Annotated in this window: 12 protein-coding genes; 6 read left to right on the top strand and 6 right to left on the bottom strand. The window is 68.3% G+C overall.

Annotated elements, in window-relative coordinates; all coding sequences use genetic code 11:
* Positions 1 to 75: 75 nt before the first annotated feature.
* From AC1DIQ_RS11155 to AC1DIQ_RS11140, 4 genes are all read left to right on the top strand, one after another.
* Positions 76 to 2,583, top strand: coding sequence for a DNA topoisomerase I (locus AC1DIQ_RS11155; RefSeq protein WP_478050037.1), 2,508 nt, complete (start codon positions 76 to 78; stop codon positions 2,581 to 2,583).
* Positions 2,584 to 2,647: 64 nt separating this feature from the next.
* The gene (tsaC, locus tag AC1DIQ_RS11150) at positions 2,648 to 3,208 is read left to right on the top strand and encodes an L-threonylcarbamoyladenylate synthase type 1 TsaC (protein ID WP_478050036.1); all 561 of its coding nucleotides are present in this window, start codon (positions 2,648 to 2,650) and stop codon (positions 3,206 to 3,208) included.
* 49 nt (positions 3,209 to 3,257) lie between these two features.
* Positions 3,258 to 4,055, top strand: coding sequence for a DUF4124 domain-containing protein (locus tag AC1DIQ_RS11145; RefSeq protein WP_478050112.1), 798 nt, complete (start codon positions 3,258 to 3,260; stop codon positions 4,053 to 4,055).
* A complete protein-coding gene (locus tag AC1DIQ_RS11140; RefSeq protein ID WP_121040290.1) occupies positions 4,052 to 4,702 on the top strand; it encodes a DUF4124 domain-containing protein in 651 nt (216 codons plus the stop codon). Before AC1DIQ_RS11145 ends, AC1DIQ_RS11140 begins: the two co-directional genes overlap by 4 nt.
* Before the next feature lie 91 nt (positions 4,703 to 4,793).
* Here AC1DIQ_RS11140 and AC1DIQ_RS11135 read toward each other — a convergent pair whose 3' ends face one another.
* Positions 4,794 to 5,570: an SDR family oxidoreductase gene (locus AC1DIQ_RS11135; RefSeq protein WP_152151022.1), complete on the bottom strand. Its 777-nt coding sequence runs from the start codon at positions 5,568 to 5,570 to the stop codon at positions 4,794 to 4,796.
* 154 nt (positions 5,571 to 5,724) lie between these two features.
* Here AC1DIQ_RS11135 and AC1DIQ_RS11130 point away from each other — a divergent pair, with 154 nt between their 5' ends.
* Positions 5,725 to 5,961 (top strand): hypothetical protein, encoded by a 237-nt coding sequence (locus tag AC1DIQ_RS11130; RefSeq protein ID WP_478050035.1) that lies wholly within the window; start codon positions 5,725 to 5,727, stop codon positions 5,959 to 5,961.
* A gap of 73 nt (positions 5,962 to 6,034) precedes the next feature.
* Here the strand turns inward: AC1DIQ_RS11130 and sppA are convergent, their stop codons facing one another.
* The 4 genes from sppA to AC1DIQ_RS11110 all read right to left on the bottom strand — a co-directional run bounded on the left by sppA (position 6,035) and on the right by AC1DIQ_RS11110 (position 11,062).
* On the bottom strand, positions 6,035 to 7,942 hold the full coding sequence (gene sppA, locus AC1DIQ_RS11125) for a signal peptide peptidase SppA (protein WP_282257370.1): 1,908 nt from the start codon (positions 7,940 to 7,942) through the stop codon (positions 6,035 to 6,037).
* A gap of 75 nt (positions 7,943 to 8,017) precedes the next feature.
* The gene (locus AC1DIQ_RS11120) at positions 8,018 to 9,382 is read right to left on the bottom strand and encodes an MATE family efflux transporter (RefSeq protein ID WP_478050034.1); all 1,365 of its coding nucleotides are present in this window, start codon (positions 9,380 to 9,382) and stop codon (positions 8,018 to 8,020) included.
* A gap of 119 nt (positions 9,383 to 9,501) precedes the next feature.
* Positions 9,502 to 10,065, bottom strand: coding sequence for a DUF3106 domain-containing protein (locus tag AC1DIQ_RS11115; protein ID WP_478050033.1), 564 nt, complete (start codon positions 10,063 to 10,065; stop codon positions 9,502 to 9,504).
* Positions 10,058 to 11,062 (bottom strand): hypothetical protein, encoded by a 1,005-nt coding sequence (locus tag AC1DIQ_RS11110; protein ID WP_461769564.1) that lies wholly within the window; start codon positions 11,060 to 11,062, stop codon positions 10,058 to 10,060. Before AC1DIQ_RS11110 ends, AC1DIQ_RS11115 begins: the two co-directional genes overlap by 8 nt.
* 437 nt (positions 11,063 to 11,499) lie before the next feature.
* Between AC1DIQ_RS11110 and AC1DIQ_RS11105 the strand changes: the two genes are divergently transcribed.
* The gene (locus tag AC1DIQ_RS11105) at positions 11,500 to 13,680 is read left to right on the top strand and encodes a primosomal protein N' (RefSeq protein ID WP_478050111.1); all 2,181 of its coding nucleotides are present in this window, start codon (positions 11,500 to 11,502) and stop codon (positions 13,678 to 13,680) included.
* A gap of 35 nt (positions 13,681 to 13,715) precedes the next feature.
* On the opposite strand, the gene AC1DIQ_RS11100 is transcribed toward AC1DIQ_RS11105, so the two are convergent.
* Positions 13,716 to 14,336, bottom strand: coding sequence for a glutathione S-transferase family protein (locus AC1DIQ_RS11100; protein WP_259258943.1), 621 nt, complete (start codon positions 14,334 to 14,336; stop codon positions 13,716 to 13,718).
* Between the last annotated feature and the right edge of the window lie 90 nt (positions 14,337 to 14,426).

Raw genomic sequence — 14,426 nt, 5'->3', positions numbered from 1 at the left:
GCCGCTTCACTAATGCGGCCATTTGCTCCACCCTAGCGGCCCTCCCCGGGGCCCTGCCCATAGAATCCTGACGCCATGCCCAAGCACCTGCTCATCGTCGAATCGCCCGCCAAGGCCAAGACGATCAACAAATACCTCGGCAAGGACTTCACTGTCCTGGCCTCGTATGGGCATGTGCGTGACCTGGTGCCCAAGGAAGGCGCGGTTGATCCCGACAACAACTTCGCGATGCGTTACGACCTCATCGAGAAGAACGAAAAGCACGTCGATGCCATCGTCAAGGCCGCCAAGGGCGCCGACGACATCTTCCTGGCGACCGATCCGGATCGCGAGGGGGAAGCGATCAGCTGGCACATCGCCGAGATCCTGAAGGAACGTGGGCTGGTCAAGGACAAACCCATGCAGCGCGTGGTCTTCACCGAGATCACTCCGCGCGCCATCAAGGAAGCGATGGGCCACCCGCGTGAGATCGCTGCCGATCTGGTCGATGCGCAGCAGGCACGCCGTGCGCTGGATTACCTGGTCGGTTTCAACCTGTCCCCGGTGCTGTGGCGCAAGGTCCAGCGCGGCCTGTCCGCCGGCCGCGTGCAGAGCCCGGCGCTGCGCATGATCGTCGAACGCGAAGAAGAGATCGAAGCCTTCATCGCCCGCGAGTACTGGAGCATCGATGCGCTGTGCGCGCATCCCTCGCAGCACTTCAATGCGCGCCTGATCAAGCTGGACGGGCAGAAGTTCGAACAGTTCACCGTGACCGACGGCGATACTGCCGAGGCCGCGCGCATGCGCATCCAGCAGGCCGCCCAGGGCGCCCTGCACGTCACCGACGTGGTCAGCAAGGAGCGCAAGCGCCGCCCGGCGCCGCCGTTCACCACCTCCACGCTGCAGCAGGAAGCCTCGCGCAAGCTCAGTTTCACCACGCGCAAGACCATGCAGGTCGCGCAGAAGCTGTACGAAGGCATGGCGATCGGTGAGGAGGAAGGCACCGTCGGCCTGATCTCGTACATGCGTACCGACTCGGTGAACCTCTCGCAGGACGCGCTGGCCGAGATCCGCGACGTGATCGCGCGCGATTACGGCATCGGCTCGCTGCCGGACCAGCCGAACACCTACCAGACCAAATCCAAGAACGCCCAGGAAGCGCACGAAGCCGTGCGCCCGACCTCGGCGCTGCGCACGCCTGCCCAGGTGGCGCGCTTCCTCACCGATGACGAGCGCAAGCTGTACGAGCTGATCTGGAAGCGCGCCGTCGCCTGCCAGATGATCCCGGCCACGCTCAACACCGTCAGCGTGGACCTGTCGGCCGGCAGCGAGCATGTGTTCCGCGCCAGCGGCACCACCGTGGTCGTGCCCGGCTTCCTGGCCGTGTACGAGGAAGGCAAGGACAACAAGAGTGCTGACGACGACGATGAAGGCCGCAAGCTGCCGGCGATGAAGCCCGGCGAGCGCGTGCCGCTCGAGCGCATCCTGGCCGAACAGCACTTCACCCAGCCGCCGCCGCGCTTCACCGAAGCGGCGCTGGTCAAGGCGCTCGAGGAGTACGGCATCGGCCGCCCCTCGACCTATGCCTCGATCATCCAGACCCTGCTGTTCCGCAAGTACGTGGAGATGGAAGGCCGCAGCTTCCGCCCGTCCGACGTGGGCCGTGCGGTGTCCAAGTTCCTGTCCAGCCACTTCACCCAGTACGTGGATTACGACTTCACCGCCAAGCTCGAAGACGAGCTCGATGCGGTGTCGCGGGGTGAGGAAGACTGGATCCCGCTGATGGCGCGGTTCTGGGAACCGTTCCACAAGCTGGTCGGCGAAAAGAACGAATCGGTCGACCGCGCCGAAGCCAGTGGCGCGCGCGAACTCGGCACCGACCCCAAGACCGGCAAGCCGGTCAGCGTGCGACTGGGGCGCTTCGGGCCTTACGCGGCGATCGGCAGCACCGCCGAGGACGCCGAGGACAAGCCCAAGTTCGCCTCGCTGCGCCCCGGCCAGTCGATGCACACCATCTCCCTGGAAGACGCGCTGGAGCTGTTCCTGATGCCGCGTGCGCTCGGCCAGGACAAGGAGGAGGACGTCAGCGTGGGCATCGGTCGCTTCGGTCCGTTCGCCAAGCGTGGCAGCACCTATGCCTCGCTGAAGAAGGAAGACGACCCGTACACCATCGACCTGGCCCGCGCCGTGTTCCTGATCGAAGAGAAGGAAGAGATCGCGCGCAACCGGATCATCAAGGAATTCGAGGGCAGCGAGATCCAGGTGCTGAACGGTCGCTTCGGCCCGTACATCAGCGATGGCAAGATGAACGGCAAGATCCCGAAGGATCGCGAGCCCGCCTCGTTGACCCTGGCCGAAGTCCAGACGCTGATGGAAGAAACCGGCAAGCCGGTGCGCAAGGGCTTCGGCAAGAAGGCCGCCAAGAAGGTCGTGGCCAAGAAGGCACCGGCCAAGAAAGCTGCTGCCGGTGAAGCGACCAAGAAGACCGCCACCAAGAAGGCGGCGGTGAAGAAGGTCGCCAAGAAAGCAACGGCGAAGAAGGCCACCAAGAAGGTGGCCAAGAAAGCCGTGAAGAAGGCCGTCAAGAAGGTCGCTGCCAGCTGAGCCTGGTTGACCCCTCCCGCCACGGCGGGAGGATAATGCGGGCCATGCACCCGGGTCGCCTGTCATGAACGAACTCACTGTGGACACTGCCCTGCCTGCGCTGCGCGCCGGCGGGGTGATCGCCTATCCCACCGAAGCGGTCTGGGGGTTGGGCTGCGACCCCGCGCACGAGGCCGCGGTGATGAAGCTGCTGCAGCTCAAGCAGCGCCCGGTTGAGAAGGGCATGATCCTGGTCGCCGCCGACCCAGCCCAGCTGGAGGGCTGGGTGCGGATGGATGCCCTGCCGCTGGATCGCCAAGGCGAGGTCCTGGCCAGCTGGCCCGGTGCCAACACCTGGATCCTGCCCGCCAGCGAACGTGCGCCGCGCTGGATCACCGGCGAACACAGCGGCATCGCGGTGCGCATCAGCGCGCACCCCCTGGTCGCCGCGCTGTGCAGCGCCTGGGGCGGCCCGCTGGTCTCCACCAGTGCCAACCTCGCCGGCGAGCCGCCGGCACGCACACGCGCCGACCTGGACCCGCGCCTGCTGGCGTTGCTCGATGGCCTGATCGATGGCCAGACCGGTGGCCTGGCACAGCCCACGCCGATCCGCGATGCGCTCAGCGGCCAGGTATTGCGCAGCTGAGCCGCCTTTTGCGCGCAGGCGGGCAAACCCGCACACTGGCCGCATGACCCTGCGCCCTGCTCTGTGGTTGTCCCTGCTCACGTTGCTGAGCCCTGCCGTGCCCGCCGCCGCGCAGAGCGACAACGTGCGTGTCTACCGATGCGTGGGCAGCAACGGCGCCGTGTCGCTGCAGGACGCGCCATGCCGCGAAGGCCGGCAGGAAATCCGCGACCTGCAGCGCCCGCGCGACCCGGCCCCGCAGGTGGTGCGCAGCGACCGCACGCCGGAGCCGATGCCTGCCCCGCGCGCTCCCGAGCGCGAGGTGCGCTACGTGCACGTGCAGCCGCCGCAGCCGATGTACGAGTGCACGACCAGCGACGGCGATACCTACGTCAGCGACAGCAACGAAGGCAATCCACGCTGGGTGCCGATCTGGACCGAAGCCTATCTGCCGTATCCACCCGGCCCGAGGCCGCCGTCGGGTGGCTATCGGCCGTCGCGTCCGCTGCCACCGATCGCACCGATGGGCAGCGGTTCGGTGAGCAGCCGTGGCGGTGCGGTCTCGGTGACCGGCAGCGGCGCGCGGGTGGGCGGCAGCATCAGCATCGGCGGCGGCAGCTCGCACTGGCAGGGCGGTGGGTATCCGCACCCCGGGCTGGGCAACAGCGTGGTGGTGCCGGCCGGCAACGTGCTGGTGCGCGATGAATGCCATGCGCTGCCCGCGCAGGAAGTCTGCTCGCGGCTGAAAGACCGGCGCTGGGACCTGATCCGCCGCTACAACAGTGCGCTGCAGGGCGAGCGCGATGCGCTGACCCGCGAGCAGCGCGGGATCGACGCGCGCCTGGACCAGGACTGCGGCGGGGCATGAAACGGTTCCTGCTGCTCCTGTTGCTTGTGACCCTGCCCGCTGCGGCGGACGAAGCGGTGTTCTTCCGCTGCACCGATGCCGGCGGCAGCCTGACCATCCAGAGCGTGGCCTGTCCCGCTGGCAGCGAGCAGCGCATCCAGCGGATCAGCGCGCCGGTGCGTGCCCCGGCAGCCGTGGAGAATGCGCCGGCTGCGCCCGCCCCTGACTACCGCATGCCACCGCTACCGCAGGACGGCGACGAAGACAGCGGCCTGCTCGACAGCGCAGCGCTGCGCCCGGCAGCCCCGGCGCAGGAGCCCGACGACGCCAGCCCACCCAAACCGCCGCTGCCGGAGATCTACCAGTGCGTTTCTGCCGATGGCGGTCGCTACCTGCATGAGCGCGAGCCGGCCCCGTCACGCTGCGAATCGCTGGCCCTTACCGGCCTGGGGGGCAGCCATGCGCCGAGCAACGCGGCCAGCTGCGAAGTGGTGCGCGATGCCTGCGAGCCGGTAACGGAGGCACAGCGCTGCAGCAGTTGGCAGCAGCGCTTGCGCGATGCGCGCGGCCGTGAGCGCTTCGCTGCGCCGGAGAACCAGGCTGCGGCGAGCGCCGAGCGCGCGCGCTTGGAAGCGGTGTTGGCCGACAGCGATTGCCCGGTGCCGTGACCCGGTTTTCCCCTGATCGCGACTGGAGTTACCGAGCGCCATTACCGCGTGTGACACGTGCCCTGATCGGTCGTGCCGGCCGCTGGCCAGCTCAGAACCCGTAGCGCAGGAACCCACCGTCCACCGCGATGCACTCGCCGGTGACATAGCTGGAGGCCGGCAGACACAGGAAGCCCACGGCGGCAGCGACTTCTTCCGGCTCGCCGATGCGGCGCATCGGCGTGCGGTCGATCACCTGTTCGTAGTAATCCGGATCGGACAACGGCCCGGAGGTGCGCCGGGTGCGGATGTACCACGGCGCCACGGCGTTGACGCGGATGCCGTCCTCGGCCCACTCCACCGCCAGGTTGCGGGTCATCTGGTGCATCGCGGCCTTGGTCATGCCGTACACCGCGCCGCTGCGCACGTGGGTCAGGCCGGACACGCTGCCGACGTTGACGATCGCCGAGGCCGCATGCCGCGCCAGCAGCGGGTGCGCGTAGCGCGACAGCTCGAACGCCGAGAACAGGTTGGTCTCGAAGATCCCACGCCACTCGTCTTCGGTGTATTCGGTGGCCGGCTTGCTGATGTTGCCACCGGCGTTGTTGACCAGGATGTGCAGTCCATCGCTGTGGTCTTCCACCCAGTCCAGGATTTCGCGGCGGTCCTCGTCATCGGCGACGTCGGCAGCCAGGCCATGGATCTCACGATCCGGGAAGGCATCGGCCAGTTCATCGCGCGCCATCTCCAGCGCATCGGCATCGCGGCCGACGATCAACAGGTCCGCACCGAAGCCCAGCAGTTCGCGCGCGATCGCCAAGCCGATGCCGGCGCTCGCACCGGTGATCAATGCGGTCTGTCCATCCAGTCGCCAACGTTGCGCGCTCACGTGCGTCTCCTGCGGGGATCCATGGGATGCAGCACCCACGGTGCGGCGCGGATAGGATAACGCGTGACGGCCGGCCTACCGGACGCCATCACGCGCGATGCGCGGAGCGGTGGGACACTGATGTTCCGCTACCGGCTCACCGAGGGAGGTTGCCATGATGATCCGTACTGCCCTGCCGCTGCTCGCGATCATCGCGCTGAGCGCCTGCAACCGGCCAGTGCCCCCGGCACCGGACACACCACCGGAACCGCAGGCCACTGAACTGCGCGATGCGATCCAGACACCGATCGACCGCGCCAAGGCGGTCAGCGATACCCTGCAGCAGTCCGCCGATGCCCGCGCCGCCGAAGCCGACCGCGCCAGCGGTGACACGCCACCGCCCAGCCCCTGACCCCATCGGCCGGATGGCAGAACGCCCGGCACAGGCCGGGCGTTCGGGTGTCACACAGTACCGCTGAGGCCGCTTACAGGCCGCAGAAGCAGTACACCAGCGTCTTGACCGGCGCGGCGTTGTTGCGCGGGTCGCGTGCGGCGTCTTCAACGAAGCGCAGCTGGGTGTCCAGCTCCGGCATCGAACGGGCCAGCATCAGACGGGCCATGCCCGATTCGCCCAGCATCCAGGCACCGGCATGGCTGCCGGCGAAGCCGCTGAGGAACTGTGCGAACGGCGTGGCCGCCTTCTCGATGTAACGCACGCGGAACTTGCCGGCCTCACCAAGCTTGGCGCGGCTGGCGGCGTCAGCCACCGCAGCCTTCAGGCCACCGAAGTCATCGACCAGCCCACGTTCCTTGGCCTGCGCACCGCTCCACACCCGGCCGCGGGCGACTTCATCGACCGCTTCCACCGGCTTGTTGCGCGCGGCGGCGACCTTGCCGGTGAAATCGGCGTAGCCCTTGTTGATCACCGACTGGATGACCTGGCCCACGGCCGGGTCCATCGGGCGGGTGATGTCGAACGCACCGGCGAAGCGGGTGGTGCCCACGCCATCGGTATGCACGCCGATCTTGTCCAGCGAGCGGGCCACGTTCGGGATCATCCCGAAGATGCCGATCGAACCGGTGATCGTGGAGGGGTCAGCATAGATGCGATCAGCATTCATGCTGATCCAGTAACCGCCCGAGGCGGCCAGATCGCCCATCGAGACCACCACCGGCTTGCCGGCTTCCTTCAGCGCGACCACTTCACGGCGGATCTGCTCGGAGGCGAACACTTCACCGCCCGGCGAGCTCACGCGCAGCACCACGGCCTTCACGTCCTTGTCGTCGCGCGCTTCGCGCAGCAGGGCCGAGGTCGACTCGCCACCGATGCGGCCGGCCGGCAGATCGCCACCGGAGATTTCACCGGATGCCACGATCACCGCCACCTGCGGACGCGAATCCACCGGCGAACGGCGGCCATCGAGCACGCTCAGGTAGGCATCCAGATTGACGTTGCGGTAGCCACCGTCAGCGTCGTCGTCGGCGATGCCGCGCTCGGTCAGCAGGGTGTCCACTTCCTCGCGCGTCTTCAGGCCGTCCACCAGCTTCTGCTGCAGGGCGAACTTGGCCAGGTCGCCACCGGCGGCGGCGATGCCTTCGGGCATGGTGTCGATGCCGGCGGCCAGCTGTGCCGGGTCGAGCTTGCGCGCCTTGGCGATATCGGCCAGGTAGCGCTGCCACACATCGTTCATCCAGAACAGATCGGCCTCCTTGGCCTGCGGCGAAGCGGCATCGAGCACATACGGCTCGGCGGCCGACTTGTACTCACCCACCTTGAACAGGTGCACGTCCACGCCCAGCTTGTCCTGCAGGCCGGTGCGGAAGTACTGGCGATAGCGGCCCAGGCCCTCGAGCACCACGCCGCCCATCGGGTCGAGATAGACCTCGTTGGCCTGCGAAGCGAGCAGGTACTGCGACTGGCTCATGTTCTCGCTGAAGGCCACGACCTGCTTGCCGGCGGCCCGCAGTTCCTGCAGCGCAACGGTCACTTCGCGCATCGAGGCGAAGCCGCTCGGCTGCAGCTTGTCCAGCTCCAGCACCACACGCTCGATCTTCTTGTCGGTCTTGGCCGCCTCCAGCGCGCGGATCAGATCACGCAGCTGGATTTCTTCGGCGCCCTTGTCACCGACGGCCTTGCCAAGCGCGCGGCTGACCGGATCAGCGCTGAACTGCTCGACCAGCCGACCTTCCGGTGCGATGACCAGGGTGGTGCGGTCCTGCAGCGACGCCTTCGAGGTCGCGCTCTTGCCCATCGCGACGATGAACAGGATCAGGATCAGGAACAGCAGGCCGAAGAACACCAGGTTGAGGATGAGCCGGCGGGTAAAGTTCATCACATCCCACAGCCCGATGAAGAAGCTGGCGACGGGATTGCGACGCGCGGGTTGGTTCATGGGGGTAACTCCAGAGTGGCTTCTTGCCGTGGTGCCAGAATAGCCGTTGCCGGGCGCGCCGGCATCGGACACAAGTCAGGGTGTCGATGGGAGGCCGGCGCGGCCGCTGCTCACACGCAGGCGCCAGGCCATGAGGATCGCGGCGGCGGTCAGACCCAGGATCAGGCCCAGCCACATGCCCTGCGGGCCCATGCCCAACCCCAGTCCCAGCCCGGCGCCGAGCGGCATGCCCAGGCCCCAGTACGAGAACATGGCGATGAACATCGGCACGCGGGTGTCCTTCAGGCCGCGCAACGCGCCGGCCGAAAGCACCTGGATGCCATCCGGGAACTGGAACGCGGCTGCATACAACAGCAGGGTCGAGGCCAGAGCAGCCACGCCCAGATCGTTCGTGTAGACCCCGACGATGGCGTCATGGCCAAGCAGCAGCACCAGCGCCGACAGCGTCTGTGTGCCCAGGATGATCAGCAGCCCGGCGATCGCCGCGCGGCGCACACCCAGCCCGTTGCCGCTGCCGACCGCATGGCCGACCCGCACCGTGGTGGCTTCGGCCACGCCCATCGGGATCATGAAGCACAGCTGGGCCACATTGATCGCGATCTGGTGCGAGGCCGCTTCGGTGGCGCCGAGGCGGCCGATCAGCAGCGCGGTAACGATGAACAAGCCGCCTTCCATCAGCACGGTGATGCCGATCGGCAGGCCGGTTCGCAGCAGCTCCCAGATCGCGCTCCAGCGCGGCGCTTCGAAGTGCGAGAACAACTGCAGGTGGGCGAAGCGCTTGGTCTTCCACAGGTAACCGGCAAAGCACAGCGCCTGCAGCCACATCATGATCGCCGAGGCCATGCCCAGGCCTTCGGCGCCCAGCTCGGGGAAGCCGAGCTTGCCGTAGCAGAGCACGTAGCCCAGCGGCGCCAGCACCAACAGGCCGCCAAAGCCGAGCAGCATCGTCGGCAGCGTCCAGTGCATCCCCTCGCTGAGGTAGCGCATGCAGAAGTACAGGGTCAGTGCCGGGCCACCCCAGCGCACCGCATGCAGGAACGCGGTCGCGCCGGGCACGATATCCGGCGCGATGCCGAACGCCGGCAGCAGCGGCGGCACCACCGTGAGGAAGGTGAACATGATCAGCCCCAGCCCCAGCGCCAGCCACAGCGCCTGGCGGAACAGCGGACCGATCTCGCGCTCGCGGCCAGCGCCGTGCAGCTGCGAAACCGAGGCGGTCAGCGAGATCAGGGTGCCGATCGGGATCAGCATCGGCAGCCACAGCAGTGCCGTGCCGATGGTGACGGCCGCCAGGGTGTCGGTACCGTGGTGACCGGCGATCACGTTGTCGACGAAGGAGATCAGGCCGGTGGAGACATGGCCCAGAACCAGCGGCAGCGCGAGCAGACCGGTGGCGCGCACTTCCCGGGAGAGGCGCGGCGTGGAGGAAGCGGTAGACATGGGAGTCACAGACGTCAACTACGGTCGCGCGCGGAGGGCACAGGCACCGGGTTGCGGCCCGCCATCTTACGCGCGCGGCCGGGGAAAAGCCGCGCTTTCAGGTAAACGGGCGGAAGCCGTCAGTGGCCCACGTTCTCGCGCAGCCAACTGTCCCGTGCGGCCGGCGCCACGCCCAGGAATTCGGCGCGCACGCGGTCGCGGTCCTGCGGTGGGGTGCGCTGGGCAACCAGGGTCAGCTGGGTGAGCTGGGAGGGCGTGAGCTGGCGCAGCACCGCCAGCGCGGTCGGGCGCTGCTCGGCGGGCAGATAGCCGAACAGGCCCTGCAGCTTGGTGAACTCGTGGCCGAGCTGCGGGCCAAGCAGCCAGCCGTCGCGGAAGCGCTGGTCCTGTTCGGCGAAGCGCTGGCGAAGCGCCTGCTGCTGCGCCGGCGGCAGCGCCGCCACGCGCGCCGCCGCGGCACGGACACGGGCACGCTCGCTTTCGCTCATGGCCTGCCAGGCCGCGTAGCGGCTGCGTAGCACGCGCAGCTGGGCCGGATCCAGCGCTGCGGGGGTGGTCGGGATCGCCGGCGCCGTGGCGCTGGGCGGGGCCGGCACCGCCAGCGGCACCTCCACCCGGTTGGGGGCGGCGTTGGCCGCACTGGAGAGCCCGAGGGCGATCAGCAGGAAGGCAGGCTTACTCATCGGCGGCAGCCGTCTCCAGGCCGGCGGTAGCGGGTTCGGGGCGGCTCGGCTGGGCCTGCGATTCGTCCACCGGTACCGGACCGCCAGCAGCAAACCAGGCGTACAGATCGGCATCGCGGGCGGTCGGCAGATCCGGATCGGCCAGCATCGCCGCGTCCGTGGCCGCGTAGGGCGAGGCGGTCGGCGCCACGGTCGGCAGGTCAGCCGCCGGCAACGCTTCGACCTTGACAGGGCCGGCATCGGCGACGGCACCTTCGGGGGTATCGGCCAGGGGCTCGCCACCCTGACGGGCATGTTTCCACCACGCCGCGCCGCCGAGCAGCACGCCGGCAGTGACGGCCACGATCAGCACGCCCTTCCACGGGAAACGACGGCCGCGCTGGCGCTTGACGGGACGGCGCTGGGCGGGGGCATCGGATTTGACCGGGGTACGCCAGGAGGCGGCATCGGGTTGCTGGCTGGCCGGGGCGGCCACCGGTTGCTGCAGGCGCTGCAGCCGGTTGGCGGGCAGATCGCGGATACGCAGCTGCACCTGCTCGGCCAGCGCGCGCCAGCCTGCGGCATCGGGGTTGCCATGGGCATCGCGCGGGCAGGCATCGGCCAGTGCGTGCTGGTAGTCGGCCATGGGCAGATCCAGGATCTGCGCGGCCGCGGCTTCATCCAGCCCGCCACCGATCCGCAGCACAAACGCCAGCCGCGCCGGCGGGGTCAGCCCGGCCAGGTGCTCCAACGGGGCAGGCCAACGGCCTGCGGCCGGCTCGCGCAACGGCGCGCGGTGGACCAGCAGCGACCAGAACCGCTCCGGCCACTGGGCCATGGGCAGATCGCTGGCGATTCCGGCGAAGGCACGCATGACGGCGACCAGCGCCTGTTCGGCGACGGTTGGATCACCGCACTGCAGCTCGGCCACGACCAGGGCGCGGCGTTCAACGCCACGAAGAAACGCCGACAGCGCGCCGGCTGCGGTAGAAGAAACGGGGGCGGGCGCAGCCGTCATAGCAACTCCATCATTGTGTGGAAATGATAGCGATTGCGTCACTCCAGCGGCGCGCGGATGTTCATTTCCTGTGAGCGGCCACGGTGCGCAAAGCCTTCCGGCGCAAAAGGTTGTGCACAGCACCACGTAAAACCGGGGTGGAACCACACGTGAGCCCCGCGTCAAGTCTGTTTCAACTTTGTTTCACAGCTATCTTGTTGTTTTTATTACTTATTGTTGCTTGGCTATTTTTTGACCAACCTGAGCAGAACGTCGGAAGTTCCTGACGCAAGGCGGTCACATACGCAGTGGCACACAGACTTATCCACAGAAGATGTGGATAAGCCTGAATCTCCAATCAAGTCGGATATTTAGGTGGGATTTATGATTCGGCGCGTACCCGGCTGAGACGGTGAATGGGCGTGATCCGCTCCGCCCCTGCCCGCTACACTGCCCCGATGACCTCCTCGTCTTCGACCCTGCGCGTCGCCCTGCCGGTGCCGCTGCCGCAACTGTTCGACTACGCCCCGCCGCACGGGCCGGCCCCGGACCCGGCGATGACCGGGCAGCGGGTCCGGGTGCCGTTCGGCTCCCGGGAGCTGGTCGGCGTGGTGGCCGGGATAGGCCAGGTCGAAGACCCCGGCAGCCTGCGCGCCGCGATCGAGTGGATCGACACCACGCCCCTGGTGACCGGTGAGCTGTGGCGCTCGCTGCAGTGGCTGGCGCGCTACACCCATGCCCCGCTGGGCGAAGTGATCAGTACGGCCCTGCCCGGTCCGCTGCGGCGGGGTGAGGCCGTGCCGGACACCCATCAGTGGGGCTGGCAGCTGACGCCGGCCGGCCACGACCCGCAGCCCAAACTGCGCAGCGGTACCCGCCCGCAACGCCTGGCAGCGTGCCTGGCCGAGGGCGTGGTGAACGAAGACCGCCTGGATACCTTGATGGACGACTGGCGCAGCGCTGCCCGGTCGCTGGCCAAGCGCGAGCTGGTCGAACGGATCGCGCTGGCGCATGCACCGGCCGTCGCCTCGCCGGCCAGCGGCCCCGCGCCCAATGCCGAACAGGCCGAGGCGATCGCCGCGATCACCGCCGCCGACGGGTTTGCCGCCTATCTGCTCGATGGCGTGACCGGCAGTGGCAAGACCGAGGTCTACCTGCAGGCGATCGTGGCGTGCCTTGCGCGCGGCAAACAGGCGCTGGTGCTGGTGCCGGAGATCGGGCTGACCCCGCAGACGCTGTCGCGCTTCCGCAACCGCTTGGGCATTCCGGTGCATGTGCTGCACTCCGGCTTGAACGACAACGAGCGCGCCCGCGTGTGGGCCGCCGCCGCGCGAGGCGAAGCACAGGTCATCGTCGGCACGCGCTCGGCGGTGTTCACGCCGCTGCCGAATGCGGGCCTGATCGTGATCGACGAAGAGCACGACGGCAGTTACAAACAGCAGGACGGCATCCGCTATCACGCACGCGATTTCGCGCTGGTACGCGCCAAGGCACTGGACGTGGCGGTGGTGCTCGGCAGCGCCACGCCGTCGCTGGAATCGCTGCACAACGCGCATGCCGGCCGTTACACCCACCTGCGCCTGAAGCAGCGCGCGGGCGCCGCGCGTCCGCCGGTGGTGCGCGTGCTTGATGTGCGTAAACGCCCGCTGCGCGATGGGCTCTCGCCGGAAGTACTGGCCGGCATCACCCAGCATCTGCAGGCCGGGCACCAGGTGCTGGTGTTCAAGAACCGCCGCGGCTACGCACCCGTGCTGCTCTGCCATGACTGCGGCTGGACCGCGCCGTGCCAGCGCTGCGATGCGCCGATGACCGTGCATGCCGGCGGCCGGCGCCTGCAGTGCCACCACTGTGGCGCACGCCAGTCCGCGCCGCTGGCGTGCCCGGACTGCGGCAGCCTGGCGCTGCAGCCGCAGGGCATCGGGACCGAGCGGCTGGAAGAACACCTGGTCGAGGCCTTCCCGGAGTTCCCGGTGATCCGCATCGACCGCGGCACCACCGGCAAGCGGGATGCGTTGGAAACCCAGTTGGCCTCGCTCGGCGATCGCGCGGGGATTCTGGTCGGCACGCAGATCCTCGCCAAAGGTCACGACCTGCCGAAGCTGACCCTGGTGGTGGTGGTCGGCATTGATGAAGGCCTGTTCTCGGCCGACTTCCGCGCCAGTGAAAAACTCGCGCAGCAGCTGATCCAGGTCGCCGGCCGCGCCGGGCGTGCGGTGGATGCCGGCGAGGTCTGGTTGCAGACCCACCACCCGGGGCATCCCCTGCTGGAGACGCTGGTCAACGGCGGCTACCACGCCTTTGCCGATGCGGAACTGCAGCAGCGCGAGGCGGCCGGTTTTCCGCCCTTCGCGCATCTGGCGCTGCTGCGTGCCGAAGCGCAACAGGTGGAGCATGCCAACGCGATGCTCAGTGCCGTGCGCGCGCTGATTCCCGACGACGCGGCAGTGGAACGCTATGGCCCGATGCCAGCACCGATGCCCCGCCGCGCCGGCTACCAGCGCACCCAGCTGCTGCTGTCCTCACCCGCGCGACGCCCGCTGCACGGCGTGCTGGATCAGGTGACGCCGCAGATCGCCGCGCTGCCGCAGGCACGCAAGGTGCGCTGGTCGCTGGATGTGGATCCGATGGATCTGTATTAGGCCGGCAGGTGCCGACCGTGGGTCGGCACGGCCGCTCAGGTCAACGCGGTCATGACCCCACGCTGATACGCCGGCCGCTGCTTCAGCCGTTCGTACCACGCGGCCAGATGCGGCAGGTCCGGGCGCTGGATCGGCATCTCGAACCAGGCATAGATGAAGGCACCCAGCGGGATATCGCCCATCGCGAACTGCTCACCGGACAGATACGGCTGCCGCGACAAAGCCTCATCGGCCATCGCCAGCAACTCGCCGGAGCGCACCAGTGCCGCTGCGATGCGGGCCTCATCCCGATCAGCAGGCGCGGTCCGCAGGGTCCCCCAGAACAGATCGCGGAACACGCCGGCGAAGGTCGAGGTGGTCCAGTCCATCCACTTCTCCGACTGCGCGCGCGCCACCACATCTTCCGGGTACAGCGTGCCCAGCGCGTAGCGCGCGCAGAGATAGCGCACGATCGTGTTGGATTCCCACAGCGGCAGGCCCTGGTCCTCGATCACCGGCACCAGCCCGTTCGGATTCATCGCGCGGTACTCCGGCGACTGCGTACCACCGAAGGCACCGCCGACCTCGATCGACTCGTAGGGCGCCCCGATCTCCTCGGCACACCACAGCACTTTGCGCACGTTGCTGGAATTGCGACGGCCCCAGATGTTCAGCATGATCGGATTCCCGTATCGTTCGATGCGCGGCAGCGGGGTCGCGCGGTGCCGCTACGATACGCCCAACGGCGGGCCCACCGTCATGTCATG

The organism is Stenotrophomonas sp. 05L413 (assembly GCF_056397945.1).
This window is presented reverse-complemented; position numbering and strand designations above follow the sequence as displayed.

What these genes read in the sequence shown, in the direction of transcription:
- AC1DIQ_RS11155 (WP_478050037.1), top strand. Translation starts at nt 76, where the DNA reads ATGCCCAAGCACCTGCTCATCGTCGAATCGCCCGCCAAGGCCAAGACG.
- tsaC (WP_478050036.1), top strand. Translation starts at nt 2,648, where the DNA reads ATGAACGAACTCACTGTGGACACTGCCCTGCCTGCGCTGCGCGCCGGC.
- AC1DIQ_RS11140 (WP_121040290.1), top strand. Translation starts at nt 4,052, where the DNA reads ATGAAACGGTTCCTGCTGCTCCTGTTGCTTGTGACCCTGCCCGCTGCG.
- AC1DIQ_RS11130 (WP_478050035.1), top strand. Translation starts at nt 5,725, where the DNA reads ATGATGATCCGTACTGCCCTGCCGCTGCTCGCGATCATCGCGCTGAGC.
- sppA (WP_282257370.1), bottom strand. Translation starts at nt 7,942, where the DNA reads ATGAACCAACCCGCGCGTCGCAATCCCGTCGCCAGCTTCTTCATCGGG.
- AC1DIQ_RS11120 (WP_478050034.1), bottom strand. Translation starts at nt 9,382, where the DNA reads ATGTCTACCGCTTCCTCCACGCCGCGCCTCTCCCGGGAAGTGCGCGCC.
- AC1DIQ_RS11115 (WP_478050033.1), bottom strand. Translation starts at nt 10,065, where the DNA reads ATGAGTAAGCCTGCCTTCCTGCTGATCGCCCTCGGGCTCTCCAGTGCG.
- AC1DIQ_RS11110 (WP_461769564.1), bottom strand. Translation starts at nt 11,062, where the DNA reads ATGACGGCTGCGCCCGCCCCCGTTTCTTCTACCGCAGCCGGCGCGCTG.
- AC1DIQ_RS11105 (WP_478050111.1), top strand. Translation starts at nt 11,500, where the DNA reads ATGACCTCCTCGTCTTCGACCCTGCGCGTCGCCCTGCCGGTGCCGCTG.
- AC1DIQ_RS11100 (WP_259258943.1), bottom strand. Translation starts at nt 14,336, where the DNA reads ATGCTGAACATCTGGGGCCGTCGCAATTCCAGCAACGTGCGCAAAGTG.